This window comes from Hydrogenophaga sp. RWCD_12, from assembly GCF_046604225.1.
In the GTDB taxonomy this organism is placed as follows: domain Bacteria; phylum Pseudomonadota; class Gammaproteobacteria; order Burkholderiales; family Burkholderiaceae_C; genus Hydrogenophaga.
In genome coordinates, this window is sequence record NZ_JBKIXC010000002.1 from 594497 (window position 1) to 611158 (window position 16662).

14 protein-coding genes and 1 pseudogene are annotated in these 16662 nt (G+C 69.5%); 6 read left to right on the forward strand and 9 right to left on the reverse strand.

The window, feature by feature from the left end; genetic code table 11:
- Nucleotides 1–80: 80 nt before the first annotated feature.
- Both ACLIJ1_RS09960 and ACLIJ1_RS09965 read right to left on the reverse strand, forming a co-directional pair.
- A complete protein-coding gene (locus tag ACLIJ1_RS09960; protein ID WP_411365354.1) occupies nucleotides 81–923 on the reverse strand; it encodes an alpha/beta fold hydrolase in 843 nt (280 codons plus the stop codon).
- Nucleotides 924–968: 45 nt separating this feature from the next.
- Nucleotides 969–2486 (reverse strand): wax ester/triacylglycerol synthase family O-acyltransferase, encoded by a 1518-nt coding sequence (locus ACLIJ1_RS09965; RefSeq protein ID WP_411365355.1) that lies wholly within the window; start codon nucleotides 2484–2486, stop codon nucleotides 969–971.
- A gap of 131 nt (nucleotides 2487–2617) precedes the next feature.
- Here ACLIJ1_RS09965 and ACLIJ1_RS09970 point away from each other — a divergent pair, with 131 nt between their 5' ends.
- A complete protein-coding gene (locus tag ACLIJ1_RS09970) occupies nucleotides 2618–3712 on the forward strand; it encodes a PA0069 family radical SAM protein (RefSeq protein ID WP_411365356.1) in 1095 nt (364 codons plus the stop codon).
- Between the two features lie 69 nt (nucleotides 3713–3781).
- Nucleotides 3782–4342: a hypothetical protein gene (locus ACLIJ1_RS09975; RefSeq protein WP_411365357.1), complete on the forward strand. Its 561-nt coding sequence runs from the start codon at nucleotides 3782–3784 to the stop codon at nucleotides 4340–4342.
- Between the two features lies 1 nt (nucleotide 4343).
- Here ACLIJ1_RS09975 and ACLIJ1_RS09980 read toward each other — a convergent pair whose 3' ends face one another.
- The 4 genes and pseudogenes from ACLIJ1_RS09980 to ACLIJ1_RS09995 all read right to left on the reverse strand — a co-directional run bounded on the left by ACLIJ1_RS09980 (nucleotide 4344) and on the right by ACLIJ1_RS09995 (nucleotide 7484).
- Nucleotides 4344–4517, reverse strand: coding sequence for an oxidoreductase-like domain-containing protein (locus ACLIJ1_RS09980; protein WP_411365743.1), 174 nt, complete (start codon nucleotides 4515–4517; stop codon nucleotides 4344–4346).
- Nucleotides 4518–4583: 66 nt separating this feature from the next.
- Nucleotides 4584–4826, reverse strand: a pseudogene (locus ACLIJ1_RS09985) (DUF1653 domain-containing protein); the annotation flags it as partial.
- Between the two features lie 16 nt (nucleotides 4827–4842).
- The gene (locus ACLIJ1_RS09990) at nucleotides 4843–5469 is read right to left on the reverse strand and encodes a response regulator transcription factor (RefSeq protein WP_411365358.1); all 627 of its coding nucleotides are present in this window, start codon (nucleotides 5467–5469) and stop codon (nucleotides 4843–4845) included.
- Nucleotides 5466–7484 (reverse strand): ATP-binding protein, encoded by a 2019-nt coding sequence (locus ACLIJ1_RS09995; protein WP_411365359.1) that lies wholly within the window; start codon nucleotides 7482–7484, stop codon nucleotides 5466–5468. Before ACLIJ1_RS09995 ends, ACLIJ1_RS09990 begins: the two co-directional genes overlap by 4 nt.
- A 20-nt stretch (nucleotides 7485–7504) precedes the next feature.
- Here ACLIJ1_RS09995 and ACLIJ1_RS10000 point away from each other — a divergent pair, with 20 nt between their 5' ends.
- Entirely contained in the window at nucleotides 7505–8533 is a 1029-nt protein-coding gene (locus ACLIJ1_RS10000; protein WP_411365360.1) for a DctP family TRAP transporter solute-binding subunit, read from the forward strand.
- 100 nt (nucleotides 8534–8633) lie between these two features.
- Entirely contained in the window at nucleotides 8634–9980 is a 1347-nt protein-coding gene (locus tag ACLIJ1_RS10005; protein ID WP_411365361.1) for a dicarboxylate/amino acid:cation symporter, read from the forward strand.
- Between the two features lie 58 nt (nucleotides 9981–10038).
- On the opposite strand, the gene ACLIJ1_RS10010 is transcribed toward ACLIJ1_RS10005, so the two are convergent.
- Nucleotides 10039–11301 (reverse strand): ABC transporter substrate-binding protein, encoded by a 1263-nt coding sequence (locus ACLIJ1_RS10010; RefSeq protein ID WP_411365362.1) that lies wholly within the window; start codon nucleotides 11299–11301, stop codon nucleotides 10039–10041.
- A gap of 236 nt (nucleotides 11302–11537) precedes the next feature.
- Here ACLIJ1_RS10010 and ACLIJ1_RS10015 point away from each other — a divergent pair, with 236 nt between their 5' ends.
- Entirely contained in the window at nucleotides 11538–12794 is a 1257-nt protein-coding gene (locus ACLIJ1_RS10015; RefSeq protein ID WP_411365363.1) for an ABC transporter substrate-binding protein, read from the forward strand.
- Nucleotides 12791–14281, forward strand: a complete 1491-nt coding sequence (locus ACLIJ1_RS10020) for an ATP-binding protein (RefSeq protein ID WP_411365364.1) — start codon at nucleotides 12791–12793, stop codon at nucleotides 14279–14281. Before ACLIJ1_RS10015 ends, ACLIJ1_RS10020 begins: the two co-directional genes overlap by 4 nt.
- Here the strand turns inward: ACLIJ1_RS10020 and thiD are convergent.
- Entirely contained in the window at nucleotides 14262–15866 is a 1605-nt protein-coding gene (gene thiD, locus ACLIJ1_RS10025; protein ID WP_411365365.1) for a bifunctional hydroxymethylpyrimidine kinase/phosphomethylpyrimidine kinase, read from the reverse strand. The two genes, ACLIJ1_RS10020 and thiD, sit on opposite strands and share 20 nt — an antisense overlap.
- Entirely contained in the window at nucleotides 15863–16660 is a 798-nt protein-coding gene (locus tag ACLIJ1_RS10030; RefSeq protein WP_411365366.1) for a thiazole synthase, read from the reverse strand. The genes thiD and ACLIJ1_RS10030 overlap by 4 nt, the downstream gene beginning before the upstream one ends.
- Nucleotides 16661–16662: the final 2 nt, after the last annotated feature.

Here is a 16662-nt window from a genome sequence, read left to right on the forward strand (position 1 = left end):
ATCCGGCGCCGGGCCGCCCCAAGCCGGATCAGCCCCCTCGGGGGGCAGCGACCCGCGCAGCGGTGGAGCGTGGGGGCGATTCAGTACCACTGGGTGAAGACTTCGGGCTGGTGCGCGACCTTGAAGAACCAGCGTCGCGCGCCCTGCACGTCGAAGCGCTTCCAGTGCGCCGGGTCCTGGCGCAGGCGGTCGGCGATCGCGTACATCGCCATCGGGTTCATGCCCATGCCGATGTGGCTGGCGTGCACCTCGATGTTTTCGGTGTGGGCGTGCCGCGCAGGGTTGATGCTGCATTGCCAGGCAACCACACCGTCGGTCTTGCTGTAGATCGAAGTGGTCGGCACCGGCGGCGGCTTGCGCACCTCGGCCAGCAGGTCTTCGTCGTGCGGATGCTGGCCGCTGACCAGCTTGTAGAAGCGCCAGGCGTTGGTCGCCATCGGATGGCCGGTGAAAGGTGTGCCGAGCGTGATCACGCAGCGCACGAGGTCGGGCACTTCCTTGGCCATCTCGCGCGCGTAGATGCCGCCCAGGCTCCAGCCGACCAGGCTGATCTTGCCGCCGTGTTTCCTGTGCAGCTCTTCGATGCGGGCGCGGCAGCCTTCGAGCACACCGTCGCGCGGGCCGAGGTTCAGGCCCTGCTTCCAGCCGTGGGCCTCGTAGCCGTGCTGCCTGAGGAAGCGGCGCAGTGCCAGCGTGCTCATGTCGTTGGCGCCCAGGCCCGGGAACACCAGCACCGCGTGGCCGTCGCCAGACGGCATCTTCGAAAGCCAGGGCGACACGGCGGCCAGCGCCATCGCCTCCCACGGCGCGCGCGCCTCCAGCATCATCAGCCAGAGACCGGGCGGCACGGTGTGCAGCGTGGTGTCGGTATCGTGTTCCGGTGGTGGTGCGGTGTGCGAGGGCTTGCGTTGGCGTGGACTCATGCTTGCGCAGATGCAGGAGAGCATCGAAATGGGCATCGGACCATGTTAGCGAGCGCGCGCGGTCTTCTTTGGTGCGGCGGCCCTAGACACCGGTCGCTTGCGGGACACAGCTGGGGGCTTCTCCGTGACCTGCGGCACGGGCAGCGCGCGCAGTTCGTCCAACGCCTCGTCCACCGCCAGCGCGAGCGCCTTCACGTCGGGCATCGCGGCGCCGTCGGCCATCAGGCCGAAGTCCATCGCCGCGTCGAAACTCTGCACCGTGATGTTCAGTGCCAGGCCGTGCACCACGATGCTGGTCGGGTGGTTCGAGAGCACGCGCGCACCCGCCAGGTAGAGCGGCACCTGCGGCCCGGGCACGTTGGAGATCACCACGTTGGCCACCTGCGGCAGCCGCTCGGCGGCCTTGGCCTTGCCATACAGCGAGGCAGCGGCTTCGATCAGCCAGGGCACGCCGATCGAGGGGTAGTCGGTCGGCAGGATGCTCTTCATGCGGCCCATGGTGGATTTCATTGCGGTGGTGGCGGCGCGGATGTGTGCCAGCCGCTTGCCCGGATCGGCCAGGTGCGTGCCCAGGCTGACCAGACTCATCGAGGCCTGGTTGTCGGGACGGGTATCGCCGGCCTCGCGCAACGAGATCGGCACCGCCGCCACCAGGCTCTTGCGCGGCAGCGTGCCGTGCTGCTGCAGGTATCGGCGCAGCGCCCCCGAGCAGAGCATGAGCACCAGGTCGTTGAGCGTGGCACCGTGCTCGCGAGCCAGGGTCTTGAGTTCACGCAACGGCACGCTGGCGGCGGCGAAGGCGCGCGCGGGCGTGACGGTGGCGTTCATTTGCGTGTTCGGTGCCAGCGTGACATTGCCCGAGCCTTTGCCCAGCAGGGTTCTGGCACTCAGCGCGTTCTTCGCAGTGCCGGCGACGGTGCCCAGGGTGGCCGGCAGGTCGCGCACGATGCGCGCCACCTGCACCACCTCGTTGCTCAGGGCTCCACGCAGCATCTCGACCATGTCGAGCTTGAAGGTCCTGGTGCGGCGCGAAGCTCGGATCTCGATGTCGCGCGGCTCTGGCGTGAGGTCGAACAGCACATTGGCCAGCGCCACCGCGGCCTGGCCGTCGACCGCCGCGTGGTGCAGCTGGGTGTAGATGCCGACCTGCTTGCGGCCCGTCGCGCTGCGCGGCAGGCCTTCGATCACGTGCATCTTCCACAGCGGCCGGTGGCGGTCCAGCAGCACCGGATGCAGCGCCGACACCTGCTCTTCCATCAACGTGCGCGCGTCGCCGTGGGTGGCGCTGCCGCGCGGCAGTTTGATTTCGACCACGTGCTGCGTCAGGTCGGGCACGGCGTCGACCCAGGCCGGGTTGGCCAGGTTCAGCGGCATCCACCACAGCCGCCGGCGCAGCACCGGCGTGGCCGGCAGTCGGGCCGCGATGTGCCGCCGCAGGTCGTTCACGTAGCGTCCGCGGTGGCCGGCGGGCAGCTCCAGCAGGTGCATCGCGCCCACATGCATGGGCATCTCGGGCTTTTCCAGGTAGAGGAAGGTGGCGTCCAGGCCGGAGAGTTGTTGCATGCCCATGGCTTGTCCCGTTGTTTTGTCGGTCGCCGGTCATTGTGGGCTTGTGGCGCGATGCAGGAAACCTCCGCCGGTCTCTTGTGCAACAACTGTAAATATGTACAGTATTGGCTTTGCCGTCGAAACCGATGACCGAAGTCCGTCTCCCCCTCACCGCCCTCAAGGGCCGCGGCGTGGCCCAGCGCCAGCCGCACCGTTTCGAACGCGACCAGCGCGCTGCCTTCGACGACGGCTGGGGCACGCTCGACAACGGCCAGGCCGAAGGCGAGGAGGCCGCCGCGCCCGCCACGCAGGTGACCTGGGAAGACTGCAAGAGCGCGATCACCCGCAACGACTCGCCCGATATCGGCTTTAACCTGGGTCTCAACCCCTATCGCGGCTGCGAACACGGCTGCGTCTACTGCTACGCGCGACCCTCGCACAGCTACCTCAACCTCTCCCCCGGCCTCGATTTCGAAACGAAACTTGTGGCCAAGCGCAACATCGCCACGGTGTTGCGACAGGAGCTGATGCGCCCTGGCTTCGTGCCCGAACTGGTGGCGGTGGGCACGGTGACCGACGCCTACCAACCCATCGAGCGCGAATGGCGGTTGAGCCGCGCGTTGCTGGACGTGCTGGGCACCGCACAACTGCCGATGGCCATGGTCACCAAGGGCAGCGGCGTGGAGCGCGACCTCGACCTGCTCGCGCCGCTGGGCCAGCAGCGTCTGGCGGCGGTGTACGTGACCATCACCACGCTGGACCCGAAGCTCGCGCGCATCCTGGAGCCGCGCGCCGCGGCGCCGCACCGGCGGCTGCGCACGATCCGCACGCTGTCGGAAGCGGGTGTGCCCACGGGGGTGAGCGTGTCGCCGCAGATCCCGTTCATCAACGACGACATGGAGCAGGTGCTGGAAGCCGCCTACGAAGCCGGCGCGCGCCGCGCCTTCTACCAGGTGCTTCGCCTTCCGTGGGAACTCTCGCCGATGTTCCGGCAGTGGCTGGAGCTGCATTACCCGGACCGGGCTGCGCGCGTGATGGGCCGGGTGCAGGACCTGCGCGGTGGCAAGGACTACGACGCCGATTTCGCCACCCGCATGAAGGGTCAGGGCATCTGGGCCGACCTGATCCGCCAGCGTTTCGTGAAAGCCTGCGAGCGGCTGGGCTTCAACCGCGAGCGCGAGCCGCTGGATCTGAGCCGCTTTCGGCCGGCGGCGCTGCGGGGACAGGGCGATCTGTTCTGAGGTCGCTATGATCCGCGCCGGGCTCAAGCTGCATGGGCGTGGCCCGCACAACAATGTCAGGAGGAAACCATGTGGAACCGCACCGCGGCCGCGCTTGCTTTGGCTGCATTTTCTTTGCCCGTGTTGGCAATGAACCAGTGTCTGGACACCACGGGGCACAAGTCATTCACCGACCTGCCTTGTCCGGGTGTCACCCCGGCGCAAGCCGCCGCGTTGCCTGGACGCGCTGTTGCGTCCGGCCCGGCGGACGTGCAGGCTCCTGCCACACCACCGCACCTGCCCTTGCTGACCGCTGGGCAGGGCGCGCCGCGTGAACTGGTCACGGCGCTGTACCGCTGCCTGGAAGCCGCGTCGTCTTCGTCGCAGCGCCAGTTCCGCGAATGCAGCTGGCCGGAGGGCAGCGCCCATCAGCTGGCCAGCAACGACTGGCGGGCGTTGCTGGTGCTGTGGCGTGAGCAGCTGCCGCAGCGCCTGCTCGCGTCGTCCGGTTCGGTGGACAAGGCCGAGCGCAATGGTCAGCTCGAACTCGTGGACGGCAGTTCGGACCGGATGGATCGGCGGCTCTCGGCGAGCTTCGCGCGCCACGAGGGACGCTGGAAGCTGGTGAGCCTGCGTTTCCCGCTGAAGTGAGTCAGGCGGCGAGGCGGGCGAGCGCGTCGTCGCGCCAGCCGGCCAGCGCGGCGTAGTAACCCTCCCACACGCAGCCATTGCACCCGCGCCCACAGCAACTGGTGGGTTCGGGCGGTGGTGGGCGCAGGGTCTCGTCGAGATGTTCACTGCGTTCGCGTTGCGCACGGCCGCGCATGTGGGCGATCAGCGCTTGCGCCGTCGGCAGGTCGCCCAGCGGAATGCGCGAGGGGTCGTGCGGTGTGAAGCGCGGCTGCTGTTTGCCCTCGAATTCGCCGTGCTCGGCGAACATCGCTGCTGGACGCACCCAGAGGCCGCCCGTGGTCAGCCCTTCGCCGTAGAGCGCCCGGTACAGCGTCATGCCCTGCAGGGTTTCGCTGCAGCGCACGGTATCGATCACCTCGTACCAGCCGCCCTTGTAGTGGCGGTACAGGCCGGGAGGCGTGGGATGCAGCGGGGGGAGGTCGTGGTCGGTCGGTGCGGTCATGCGGGAAGCGGAAAGGTCATTCGCCCGGGTCGGCGATCAGCCGGCCCATGCGATGCGCGAGTTCCACCGCCGACTGCACCTGGAGCTTCTCGAAGATCTTGGCGCGGTGGAATTCCACCGTGCGCTGCGCGATGCCCAGGTGGTCGGCGATGTTCTTGTTGTAGTGGCCCTGCAGCAGTTCATCCAGCACCTCGCGCTCGCGCGGGCTCAGGGCGGCCAGGGCCCGCTGGAATTGCAGCTTGTCCTGCGAGTCCGTGTGCAGGCGCACGGCGGCGGTGCGCGCCGCCTCCACCTTGTCGACCAGCAGGTTGTTCTGGAACGGCTTCTCCAGAAAGTCCCAGGCGCCGTTCTTCACCGCCGCGACCGCCATGCCGACGTCGCCGTGACCGGTGAGGAACAGCACCGGCCAGGGCCAGGGCAGTGCCTTGAGCTGCTCGAAGGTGGCCAGCCCCGACAGCGGCTCCATGCGGATGTCCAGCAGCACGACGGCGCAGGCGTTGGGCACCTCGCCACTGCGCACCGCCTGCAGGAACAGGTCGCCGCTCGACCAGCTGCGGGTGGGCAGGCCGCGCGAATCGAGCAGCCAGGCCAGGCCTTCGCGGAAGTCGGTGTCGTCGTCGACGATGTGGACGGTCGGGTTCATGGGTTCAGGGGCAGCCAGAGCGTGAATTGTGCGCCGAGCAACTCGGGGCTGTCCGCCAGTTCGATGCGGCCGTGGTGGGCCTCGGCGATCGAGCGGCAGATCGCCAGCCCCATGCCCATGCCGCCGGGCCTGTGGCTGGCAAACGCGTCGAACACCGTGCCGCGCTGTGCGGGCGGCACACCCGGCCCGCTGTCGGACACCCGCACCCCGATCTGCTGTTCGCCCGGCACCAGGCTCACGCGCACCCGCGCCGGCATGCGCTCGCCACGCGCTGCCCATTCCCCGGCGTTGAGCACCAGGTTGTGCAGCGCGTTTTCCAGCAGCAGCGCGTCGGCCGGCACGGTGGGGCCGTCGCCCGCGGCCAGGCTCAACTCCAGGCGCACACCGTCGGGCAGCGGCACCTGGTTGGCCACGCGCGCGACGAAGGGCGCCAGCGCCATCGGCAGGCGCGTCATCTCCTGTCGCCGTGCAAAAGCGTTCACCCGCTGGATCACGCGGCCGGCCTTCTCGGCCATGCGCTCCATGCGCTCGACCACCGGCACGATCTCCTCGAACGTGATGCGCTGTTCGCGCACGCGGTTGAGCAGGCCGGTGGCGAAACTGCTGAGCGCGCCCAGCGGCTGGTTGAGTTCGTGCGCCAGCGTCGAAGCGACCTCGCCCATCGCGACCAGCCGGCCGGAGGCTTCGAGCAGTTCCTGCTGCCGCGCGGCCAGTCGTTCGACGCGCCGCCGTTCGGTCAGGTCCAGCACCGAGCCGACCCAGCCCACGACCTCGCCGCTGGCCAGCGTGAGCGGCGCGCTGTGGGTCAGCACGTCCAGCCGCGAGCCGTCGCGGTGTTGCAGCTGCTGCGGCACGCCGGTCTGCTGGGTCACCGGATCGCTGGCGGCCAACTGCATCTGGACAAACTCGCTGCCCTGGGTTTCGGGCCAATAGGGTGGTGTTGAGGATGGCGTTGAGGACGGCGCGTCGGCGTGAGCGATCAGCTCGTGCGGCGTCCAGCCCACCAGCCGGCCGAACGCCGGGTTGGCGTAGAGCAGGCGCCCCTGCGTGTCCCAGGCGCGCAGGCCGAGCGCGACGGAGCGTTCCATCGCTGTGCGCAGTGCAAGCTGGGTTTGAAGCCGGCGTTCGGCGCGCTGGCGCCGCGCGGCGTCGCGCCACAGGGCCAGCAGCGCCAGCAGCATCGCGGCCAGGCAGAGCATGGCGACGGCGAAGAAGGCCCGCGGCGCCAGCGGCGCGGCGTCGGCGGTGCTGCGGACCTGCAGGCGCAGCTGCGCGCCCGCGAGGTTGATGGGGGCGAGATAACGCTGCCGCGTGTCGGTGCCCGGCTCGGTGGTGTCGTCAGCCAGGGCCAGTGCATGGTCCTGCAGGAACCAGGCGGGGATGAACTCGGCCAGCAACTGCTGCACAGGCACCGCCGCCACATAGTCGCCCGTGAACCGGCCCTGTTCGAAGTGCGGTACCGCCAGCCAGAGCAGGGCGTCGCCACCGGGGGATGCCAGTGGTCCCGCATAGGCCGGGCGCTGCAGTCCGCGCGTGGTGTCCAGCAGGGTGCCCAGTGCTTCGGCATGCGCCGGCGTTTGCGCCGCGGCCTGCAGGAAGGCCGGCCAGGGACTGCGTTCCCCGGCGCTGGCCGCGGGCACCCAGCCGTGGAAGGCCAGCAGCCCGGACTTGCGCCACCAGGGACCGCTGCGCAGGGTGGTTCCCGACACAGACCCCGACCCCGACCCCGAGCGCGGGCTGCCGGGCTGTGCCTGCAGCGCGAGAACGGCGAGGTCGGTCTCCAGCCGCCGGAAGTGGAAACGCAATGTCTGGTCCAGCCACTCGGCGTCGGCCGTGCGTCGGCGGTCGGCCTCTCGCGCTTCTTCGGCGCGCAGGAACAGCCACATCGCCACCGCAGAGGCGGCGACCAGCAGCAGCAACGCCGCCAGCCAGGCCATCGCGCGCCGCGTCAGCGCCGAGGCCCGGCGCGTGTCCAGGTCCAGCGTGTCGAAATCCAGCGGGGTGTCGGTTGCCATGCCTCGTTAGCATAGCGAGCATGTCTGCCGTATCCCTTCCCCGTTCGCCGCAGCGATTGCGTCGCGCGCTGCTGGGTGCAGCCTGCTTGATGGCGGCGGGTGTTGCGCGGGCGGCCCGGCCGGCGGTGCTGTTGCGGCTTTCGCACGTGGTGGCGCCCGACACGCCCAAGGGGCAGATGGCGCAGCGTTTCCAGGCGCTGGTGCACCAGCGGGCCGGCGGCCGCATCCGGGTCGAGGTGCATCCGGACTCGTCGCTCTGGGGCGATGACGACGAGATGGAGGCGCTGCGCCTGGGCGCGGTCGAGATGCTCGCGCCCTCGCTGTCGAAGTTCGGCATGGCCGGGGTGCCCGAGTTCGAGGTGTTCGACCTGCCGTACCTGTTTGCCGACCTGGCGCAGGTGCGCCGTGTCACGCAGGGTGATGTGGGGCGCGAACTGCTGCAGCGACTGGGTCGCCAGCAGATGCTGGGGCTGGGCTTTCTCGACAACGGCTTCAAGCAGATGAGCGCACCGCGGCCGCTGCGTGCACCGTCCGATTACCGGGGTCTGCGCGTGCGGGTGCAGGCCTCGCGCGTGCTGGGCGAACAGATGCGCGCGCTGGGCGCGCAGGCGGTGGTGCTGCCGTTCGCCGAGACCCAGCGGGCGCTGGCGACCGGGGTGGTGGATGCGGCGGAGAACCCGCTGTCCAACTTCCTCACGCAGGGGCTGGCCGCGCTGCAACCGCACCTGACGCTGACCCAGCACGGCTACCTGGGCTACGCGGTGGTGACGCACCCACGCTTCTGGGCCAGCCTGTCGCCGGGCGACCGCGAATTGCTGGAAGCGGCACTGGCCGAGGCGCTCGCCCACGGCAACCGCCTGGCGGCGGCACTCGATGCCCAGGCTCTGGCCACGCTGCAACGCACACCCGACCTGCAGGTGCACAGCCTGGCGGCGGACGAGCGCGCCACGCTGCGCCGCCATCTGCAGCCCGTGTTCGACGGCTTCCAGCGCAGCTTCGGACCGTCGCTGCTGCGGGACGTGCAGCGGGCGGTGGATGGGCGTTCATAGCTGCGTACGTAGTTCTACGACTGTTGAACGCCACAGTTGGCGCGGCCCCGGCCGGTGCGTATCTTCCGTCTCCTCACAAGTACCGCTGGAGACAAGCACCATGGCCACGAGCACCGCGCGCAAGCCGCTCTACAAGTCCCTCTATGTCCAGGTCCTGTTCGCCGTCACTGTCGGCGTGCTGCTGGGCCATTTCCATCCCCAGTTCGGCGAGCAGATGAAGCCGCTGGGCGACGCCTTCATCAAGCTGATCAAGATGATCATCGCGCCGATCATCTTCTGCACCGTGGTGGTGGGCATCGCCGGCATGGAAGACATGAAGAAGGTCGGCAAGACCGGAGGTCTGGCGTTGCTGTACTTCGAGATCGTCTCGACGCTGGCGCTGCTCATCGGCCTGCTGGTGGTCAACTTCATCCAGCCCGGCGCGGGCATGCACGTCGACGCGGCCACGCTCGACACCAAGGCGATCGCTGCCTACACCGAACCCGGCAAGATGAAGGGCACGGTCGACTTCCTGATGAACGTGATCCCGACCTCGGTGGTCGACGCGTTCGCCAAGGGCGACATCCTGCAGGTGCTGCTGTTCTCGGTGCTGTTCGGCTTTGCTCTGCACAAGTTCGGCGGCCGCGGCACCCTGGTGTTCGACTTCATCGAGAAGAGCTCGCACGTGCTGTTCGACATCGTCGGCATCATCATGAAGGTGGCGCCCATCGGTGCCTTCGGCGCCATGGCCTTCACCATCGGCAAGTACGGCATCGACTCGCTGTTCTCGCTGGGCAAGCTGATGGGCACCTTCTACCTGACCTGTCTGATCTTCGTGTTCCTGGTGCTGGGCCTGATCAGTCGCCTGCACGGCTTCAGCATCTTCAAGTTCGTGCGTTACATCAAGGAAGAGCTGCTGATCGTGCTGGGCACCTCGTCGAGCGAATCGGTGCTGCCCCGCATGATGGAGAAGATGGAAAACCTGGGCGCGAAGAAGTCGGTCGTCGGTCTGGTGATTCCCACCGGCTATTCGTTCAACCTCGACGGCACCTCGATTTACCTGACGATGGCCGCGGTGTTCATCGCCCAGGCCACCGACACGCCGATGACCCTGATGCAGCAGATCACGCTGCTGGCCGTGCTGCTGCTCACCTCCAAGGGCGCGGCCGGCATCACCGGTAGCGGTTTCATCGTGCTGGCGGCCACGCTGTCGGCCGTGGGGGGCGTGCCGGTGGCCGGCCTGGCGCTGATCCTGGGCATCGATCGTTTCATGAGCGAAGCCCGCGCCCTGACCAACCTGGTCGGCAACGGCGTGGCCACGCTGGTGGTGGCCAAGTGGACCGGCGATCTGGACATGCAGCGCCTGCAGCAAGGTCTGTCGCACCCGACCGACCAGGAAGCGCAGGAACCCGAAGCCATCCTTGACCAGCAGGTGGCGCACATGGCCGTCGGCCAGGCGCGCAGCTGACCCTCGCCGGTCTTCGCGGCAACGGCCTCCTGCGGGAGGCCGTTGTCGTTTGGGGGCGCTACTGTGGCAGCGGCTGAGTGCCCTGGCGCCGGGCCAGTTCGCGCTGCAGGCGCCGGGCGGCCTGCTCCGGGGTCAGGCGCCGGTTGACCACCATCGCATTCACGGTCCAGAACGCGTCTTCCATGTCAGGCTCCCCGCGGTTGAGCCGCTGTGCGTTGAGCCGCACCGTGGTCTGGCAGCGCTGGCGCCAGCCCATCATCTCGCGCGCCAGCGGATCCGCCAGCGTCACCGGGTGGTCGGCGAGCGGGTAGAAGCCCACCGCCGCGTTGGCATAGAGCTGTGTGAATTCGGCCGATCCCAGCCAATCCAGAAATGTGCGCGCGGCCTGCAGGTGCTGGCTGCGCGGGTTGATGCCCATGCCGATGTCCAGGTGGTCCGACACCTGGCAGGGCCGGCCGGCGTGCAGCACCGGAGGCGGGAACACGCCCAGTTCCAGGGGGCGGTAAGCCTGCAGCGACGCAATCTCCCACGAACCTCCCGGCCGCATGGCAGCCAGGCCCTGACCGAACAGCTCCATGGCGTCTTCGTAGCCCATGGAGGCGTAGCCACGCGGCAGAAAATCGGCCAGCCGCGACAGCGTCTCCCATGCACCGATGAAGCCTGGATCGGTCAGACCGATCTCACCGCGCAACAGGCGGCGCCGCCCCGCTTCGCCACCCCAATGGCTGGGGCCGATGCTGGTGAACAGCAGCTGGTGGGACTCCCAGCGGTCGGCTGTGCCCAGCGCCAGCGGCGCGACGCCAGGCGCCTGGGCGACGCGCTGCATCAGCGCAAACCAGGCGGCCTGGTCCGGCGGCACCGAAAGCCCCAGGCGCCGGAAGATCGCCTTGTTGTAGAAGATGCCGTGCATGACCGAGGCGATCGGCATGCAGAAGGTCTGGCGTCCGTCGTCGGTCTGCCAGGCGATGCGGCTGGCTGGCGGGAAGTGGGCCAGGTTCTTCAGATCGTCGATCGCCATGAGGTGGCCGCGCAGGAACAGCGCGAGCGAGGCGTCAAACGGGCGGCAGGCGATGAGGTCGCCCGCGATGTGGTTGTCCAGCCGGGTGCTCAGCGTCTGGTCGTACAGCTCGCGCGCGGTGGGTGCGAACTTGATCGTGATGCCGGGGTGCTGCCGCTGAAAGGCCGGAATGATCCGCTGCTCCCAGATCGCTTTGTCTTCGGTGCGCCAGCTCTCGATCACCAGGGTCTGCGCGCGCGCCGAACCTGCCAGCGCAAGGAACAGCGCGGTCAGCAAGGCACCCAGGATGCGCACAGGGTTCATGGCTTGACAGGGGTGGGCGACCGGGCAGCCCGGCCGAGGTCTATTGTGCGGCGGCACCGCTGCCCGCGGACGTCGCCGTTGCGCAACAGGGCCTGTCGAGACGAACGGCTTCCAGCCGACCGGCGGGCGTGACATTTCCGACAGTGCCCGCGTTTTCAGCGGGAACTGGTCCCGGGCCTGGGCTAGAACCGACGCAGGAGGAATGAAGCCGTGAACACAAACGCTGCGACCAGGTGATGGACCACCACCGCCGATCCTGTCTGACGGCACTGGCCGCCTGGGGCGCAGGGTGCGCCTGCGCGGCCACCGGCGGCGCGCCGGCCGACGGGCGTGCAGTCGAGGTGTTGCACTGGTGGACCTCGGCGGGGGAGCGTGCCGCGCTGGACGAAGTGCTGCAGACCGTCAATGCCGATGGCCTGCGCTGGCGCAGTTCGGCGGTGCCCGGCGGGTTGAGCACGGCCGCCACCACGGTCTTGCGCAGCCGCCTGCTCAGCCGCGACCCGCCGGACATGGCCCATCTGCCGGTGCGCACGGCGCACGAGCTGGCGGCCAGGGGGTTGCTCATCGATCCGGACCCGGGTTCACGCTGGACGTCTGCGCTGATGCCCTGGGTGCGGGAGGCGGTGGCGCGCGACGGGCGTCTGGTGGCGGTTCCGGTCGGGATTCACCGCACCAACACACTGCTCTACAACCTGCGGCTCTGGGAAGCCCACGGCCTGCAGCCGCCGCGCACCTGGGGCGACGTGACGCACGCGGCCGGCGTGCTGTCGCGCGAGGGCGTGATGCCGATGGTGTGGAGCGACGATGGCGGGCAACTGCTGGTGCTGTTCGAAAGCCTGCTGCTGTCGGCGCTGGGGGCGGCACGCTTTCGTGCGTTGTCCGGTCGACGGGGCTGGGAGGACGAGGGTGTGCTGCAGGCGCTGGACCATCTGCGGTATCTGCGGTCGCTCAACACCAGGGCGGCAGGTCGGGCGCCAAGCTGGTCGCGCGCCGGTCGCGAATTCCTGCTTGACCGCGCCGGGCTCTGGTTGACCGGCGACTGGTCGCGCGGCGAACTCAATGCCTGGGGCATGAAGGCCGGCACCGATTACGGCTGCACCACAGTGCCTGGCACCGAGGGCACGTTCCTGTTCCTGGTCGATGCGCTGGGTGTTTTCGACAAGGGGGCGGACGTGGCACCCTGGCAGCGGGCGCTGGCGGCGCACCTGGTCGAGCCGGCCTTGCAGCGGGCCTACAACCGGGCCAAGGGCTCGGTGCCGGTGCGCACCGATGTGTCCGCCGCCGGGCTCGATGTGGCGGAGGCCGCCACCTGGCAGGCGCTGCACGATGCGCGGGTGGACAAGCTGCCCGGACTGTCACACCGGCTCGGGATGGACGGCCTGCGCGCCGAGACCATGGCTGTGCTGCTCGCCGGATTCGTGCGGGATCCGCGGCGGCCAGCGCAGGAGGTCTGGCAGCAGATGGTGCGGCTCAACCGGGAGCCCCTGGCATGAGCGGCGCGGCAAACGTGCGAAGCCGTGCGGCGGAGCTGCTGCGGCGCCTGCTGCCGGCGACGCTGAGAAACCGCGTGATCCTCTTCATGCTGCTGGGTGTGCTCAGCAGCCAGTTGCTGGTCCTTGCCGTCTGGACGCTGCAGGCGCGCAACCAGGCGCGCGAGGAGGTGCAGCAGACCGCGGCAGAGCTGGCGGCGGCCGCGGCGCAATCCGTTCGCTTTTTCAAGTCCCTGCCGGTGCAATACCGCCCGCTGTTGATCGACCAGCTGCGCACCACCGGCGGTGCCCGCTTCTTCCTGCAGCTCAACCGGTCCCGGGTGGAACAGGGTGGGCCGGCCCGGAGCGCACTGGCGCGCGACATGTCGGCAGAGGTCGAGCGTCTGATGGGCGCGGACCTCGCGGCCCACGGCATGGCCGGTGTGCACGCGCACTTTGCCCAGGCCAGCACGCTCACCGTCACCGACGACGGACAGCCACTGACCGCGCTGCCCGAGCACTGGCTGCAGGCGGCCGGTCTGGCGCAGACCGGTCAGCAACCCCTGCTGGCTGTGCAGGCCGAACTGGACCCCGGAAACTGGCTGCTACTGGTCACGCCACTGCCCAACCCCGGCCTGTTCGAGAAGGCCAATCCCTACGCGCCCGACCGGCTGTTGCTGGTGCTCGCGGGGCTGGCCGCGCTGCTGCTGGTGGTGATGCTGGTGGCGCGCGAAATCACGCGCTCGCTCAGCCGGCTGGGGCAAGCCGCGTCCAGCTTCGCACGCGACATGGCGGTCGAGCCGATTCCCGAAACCGGGCCGCAGGAGGTGCGTGGTCTGGCCCACGCGTTCAACGAGATGCAGTCGCGCATCGGCCGCGCGGTCGAGGACCGGGAGCACCTGTTCCGCAGCGTGTCGCACGACCTGCAGACGCCCATCATGCGGCTGAAGTTTCGCGCCGAGATGCTCGATGACACCGAGGCGCGCGAGGGCTTCAATGCAGATCTGCAGGAATTGAGCGACTTGCTCAAGGGCGCGCTGACGACCATGCGCGGTGCCGACCTGAGTGAGGCCACGGTGGAGATCGCGCTGGACGATCTGCTGCGGGCGCTGACCGGGGTCGGTATGGCGGCGGGCGCGCAGCTGACCCTGCGTGCGGATCCGGTGCGGATCTGGGGCAAGCCGCTGGCGATCAAGCGTGCGCTGGGGAACCTGATCGACAACGCCCTGCGTTACGGCATCCGGGTCGAGATCGATGTGCACCGCCGTGGCGAGTTCGCGGTGGTCACCATCCGCGACCACGGTCCCGGTCTGCCCGAGGACGCCCTGCAGCGCATGTTCGAGCCCTACCTGCGGCTGGACCACGGCATGAAGACCCACAGCCAGGGCAATGGCCTGGGCCTGTGGATCGCGCGCAATGCGGTGCGCCGCCATGGTGGCGACATCGTGCTGCGCAACCATCCCGAAGGCGGGCTGGAAGCGGAGGTCACGCTCAAGGGTCTGACCGACTGAGCGCTGCCGCCAGGTGCGGGGAAGGGAGCGTGGGATGCGGCAGGGCCGGCGGTCGCGTGTCGTTGCGGTTCGAGAGGCCGGCCTGCCATGCCGCCCGCCAGGCCGGCAAGGTCTGCGCTGGCCGATCGCCGAGGCCGCGCACCACACAGCCACCGGCGGCACCCGCCGCAGCGACGGCCTGCAACTGCGCCGATTCGAGGATGCCACCGATGCCCACCACCGGTGCGGGCGCCATGTGGGCCCACCAGGCCAGGTTGTGCAGCCCCTGCGGCCGCCACGGCATGTCCTTGGTCGAGGTGGGCCAGACCGGACCGCAGGCGATCAAGTCGGGTTGCAGGGCCGCCGCGCGGCAAAGCTCCCACAGGCTGTGCGAACTCAGGCCGAGCTGCACGCCGCGCCCGCGGGCGGCCTGCAGCTGTTGGCGATCGGCGGGCGTGAGGGCGAGCAGGTCTTCCTGCCCGAGGTGCAGGGCCTTTGCTCCGGCACCCAATGCGGTCTGCCAGTGGTCGTTGATGACCAGCAGCACGCCCGCAGCATCGGCCGCGCGCTGGCCGCGGGCGATGGCTTCGCCCAGCTGAGCCTGCCAGCGCCCATCGGAAAGGTCTGCAGGTCGCTTCATGCGCAGCTGGATCGTGTCGACCGTGGGCTGAGCCTGCAGCACCGCCTCGAGGCGCTCGGCGCTGTCGACGATGGCGTAGACGCCGGGTGCACGAACCGGGTTGGGTGACGGTGCATGACGCGGCATCTCTTCGTCAAGGCCCAGCAATGGCAGCAGGTTCGGATCGGTGCCAAAGCCGTCGCGGGCGATCACCGGCCCCGCGCCGCTTCCGACGGCGCGCGCGTGGCGCAGGGCGTGGGTGGTCGCCATCTTGGCGAGCACAGCGGCCTCGGCGCTCACCCATCCCATTGCGAGCGCCGAGGCCAGCGCGCTGGCAAAGGTGCAGCCAGTGCCGTGGTGGTGGACCGTCGGGACCCGCGGCAGCGATAGCCAGCCGCAGGCGAGCGGCGTCTGCAGCCAGTCGATCGACACCTCCGGCGTGGTCGCGTCACCCCCAGTGACCACCACTGCCTCCGGTCCCGAGGCCTGCAGCGCGCGCGCCAGCGCTGGCACATTGTTGGTCGATGGGTTCCCAAGCAGGGCAAGCGCTTCGGACTGGTTGGGCGTGATGACCGTGGCGCGTGGCAGCAGGGCTTCGCGGTAGGCCCGCAGCAACTCGACGTCGGCGAAGGCGGCGCCGGTGCTGGCGCGCAGCACCGGGTCGATCACCAGGGCCACCGGGCCAAGCTGGCGCAGGCGGTCGATCCAGCGTGCCACGACCCAGGCGTTCTCCGCGCTGCCGAGCAGGCCGGTCTTGATGGCGGTCGGCGGCATGTCGGCGGCCAGCGCGGCCAGCTGTGCATCCAGCAGCGATGGCGCGACTGCGTCGATGCGTGTCACGGCGGTGCTGCTCTGTGCGGTCACCGCAGCGACCACGGGGCACAGGTGCACGCCGAAGGCATCGGCCGCGCGCTGGTCGGCCGCCAGGCCCGCGCCGCCACCGCTGTCGGTGCCGGCGATGCTCCAGATCACAGGTGGCTTGTTCATGGGATCAGAAAGGGATGTCCGCTGACGGGTGTGCTGGCGACCGCCATCTCCTGTGGCGCCATCACGCCGGCCTCGAACGCTGCGCGACCGGCCTCGATGGCCAGGCCGAAGGCATTCGCCATGCGCACCGGGTCCACCGCCTGGCTCACGGCCGAGTTCAGCAGCACGGCGTCGAAACCCAGCTCCATCGCGGCGGCGGCGTGCGACGGAGCGCCGATCCCGGCGTCGACCACCAGCGGCACACCGGGCAGGCGCGCGCGCAGGGTGCGCAGGGCAAACGGGTTGATCAGGCCCTGGCCCGAACCGATCGGAGCGCCCCAGGGCATCAGCACCTCGCAACCCACGTCCAGCAGACGCTGGCAGGTCACCAGGTCGTCGGTGCAGTAGGGGAAAACGGCGAAGCCGTCGCGGATGAGTTGCGCCGCCGCCTCCACCGTGCCCCAGGGGTCGGGCTGCAGCGTGTGCTCGTCGCCCACCACCTCCAGCTTGATCCAGTGCGTGCCGTACAGCTCGCGCGCCATGTGCGCCAGCGCGATCGCTTCGCGCGCGGTGCGGCAACCGGCGGTGTTGGGCAGCAGGCGCGCGCCGCGCTCGCGCATCGCGGCACGGACGATGTCGATGAAGCCGTTGTCGCCGCCGGCCGCCAGCGTGCGCTTCAGGCCGACCGTGACAACCTGTGTGCCGCTGGCCGCGATGCTGTCGGCCAGTACCTGCGGCGAAGGGTAGCCGGCGCTGCCGAGCAGGAAACGGCTGTTCAGTTCGACGCCATACGGAGCCCAGTTCGTTGCGGTCATGC

Coding starts and splice junctions, on each gene's coding strand:
- ACLIJ1_RS09970 (WP_411365356.1), top strand. CDS start 2,618: ATGACCGAAGTCCGTCTCCCCCTCACCGCCCTCAAGGGCCGCGGCGTG.
- ACLIJ1_RS09980 (WP_411365743.1), bottom strand. CDS start 4,517: ATGCGCGGCCGTGCGCAACGCGAACGCAGTGAACATCTCGACGAGACC.
- ACLIJ1_RS10005 (WP_411365361.1), top strand. CDS start 8,634: ATGGCCACGAGCACCGCGCGCAAGCCGCTCTACAAGTCCCTCTATGTC.
- ACLIJ1_RS09995 (WP_411365359.1), bottom strand. CDS start 7,484: ATGGCAACCGACACCCCGCTGGATTTCGACACGCTGGACCTGGACACG.
- ACLIJ1_RS09965 (WP_411365355.1), bottom strand. CDS start 2,486: ATGCAACAACTCTCCGGCCTGGACGCCACCTTCCTCTACCTGGAAAAG.
- ACLIJ1_RS10000 (WP_411365360.1), top strand. CDS start 7,505: ATGTCTGCCGTATCCCTTCCCCGTTCGCCGCAGCGATTGCGTCGCGCG.
- thiD (WP_411365365.1), bottom strand. CDS start 15,866: ATGAACAAGCCACCTGTGATCTGGAGCATCGCCGGCACCGACAGCGGT.
- ACLIJ1_RS10010 (WP_411365362.1), bottom strand. CDS start 11,301: ATGAACCCTGTGCGCATCCTGGGTGCCTTGCTGACCGCGCTGTTCCTT.
- ACLIJ1_RS10030 (WP_411365366.1), bottom strand. CDS start 16,660: ATGACCGCAACGAACTGGGCTCCGTATGGCGTCGAACTGAACAGCCGT.
- ACLIJ1_RS10020 (WP_411365364.1), top strand. CDS start 12,791: ATGAGCGGCGCGGCAAACGTGCGAAGCCGTGCGGCGGAGCTGCTGCGG.
- ACLIJ1_RS09990 (WP_411365358.1), bottom strand. CDS start 5,469: ATGAACCCGACCGTCCACATCGTCGACGACGACACCGACTTCCGCGAA.
- ACLIJ1_RS10015 (WP_411365363.1), top strand. CDS start 11,538: ATGGACCACCACCGCCGATCCTGTCTGACGGCACTGGCCGCCTGGGGC.
- ACLIJ1_RS09975 (WP_411365357.1), top strand. CDS start 3,782: ATGTGGAACCGCACCGCGGCCGCGCTTGCTTTGGCTGCATTTTCTTTG.
- ACLIJ1_RS09960 (WP_411365354.1), bottom strand. CDS start 923: ATGAGTCCACGCCAACGCAAGCCCTCGCACACCGCACCACCACCGGAA.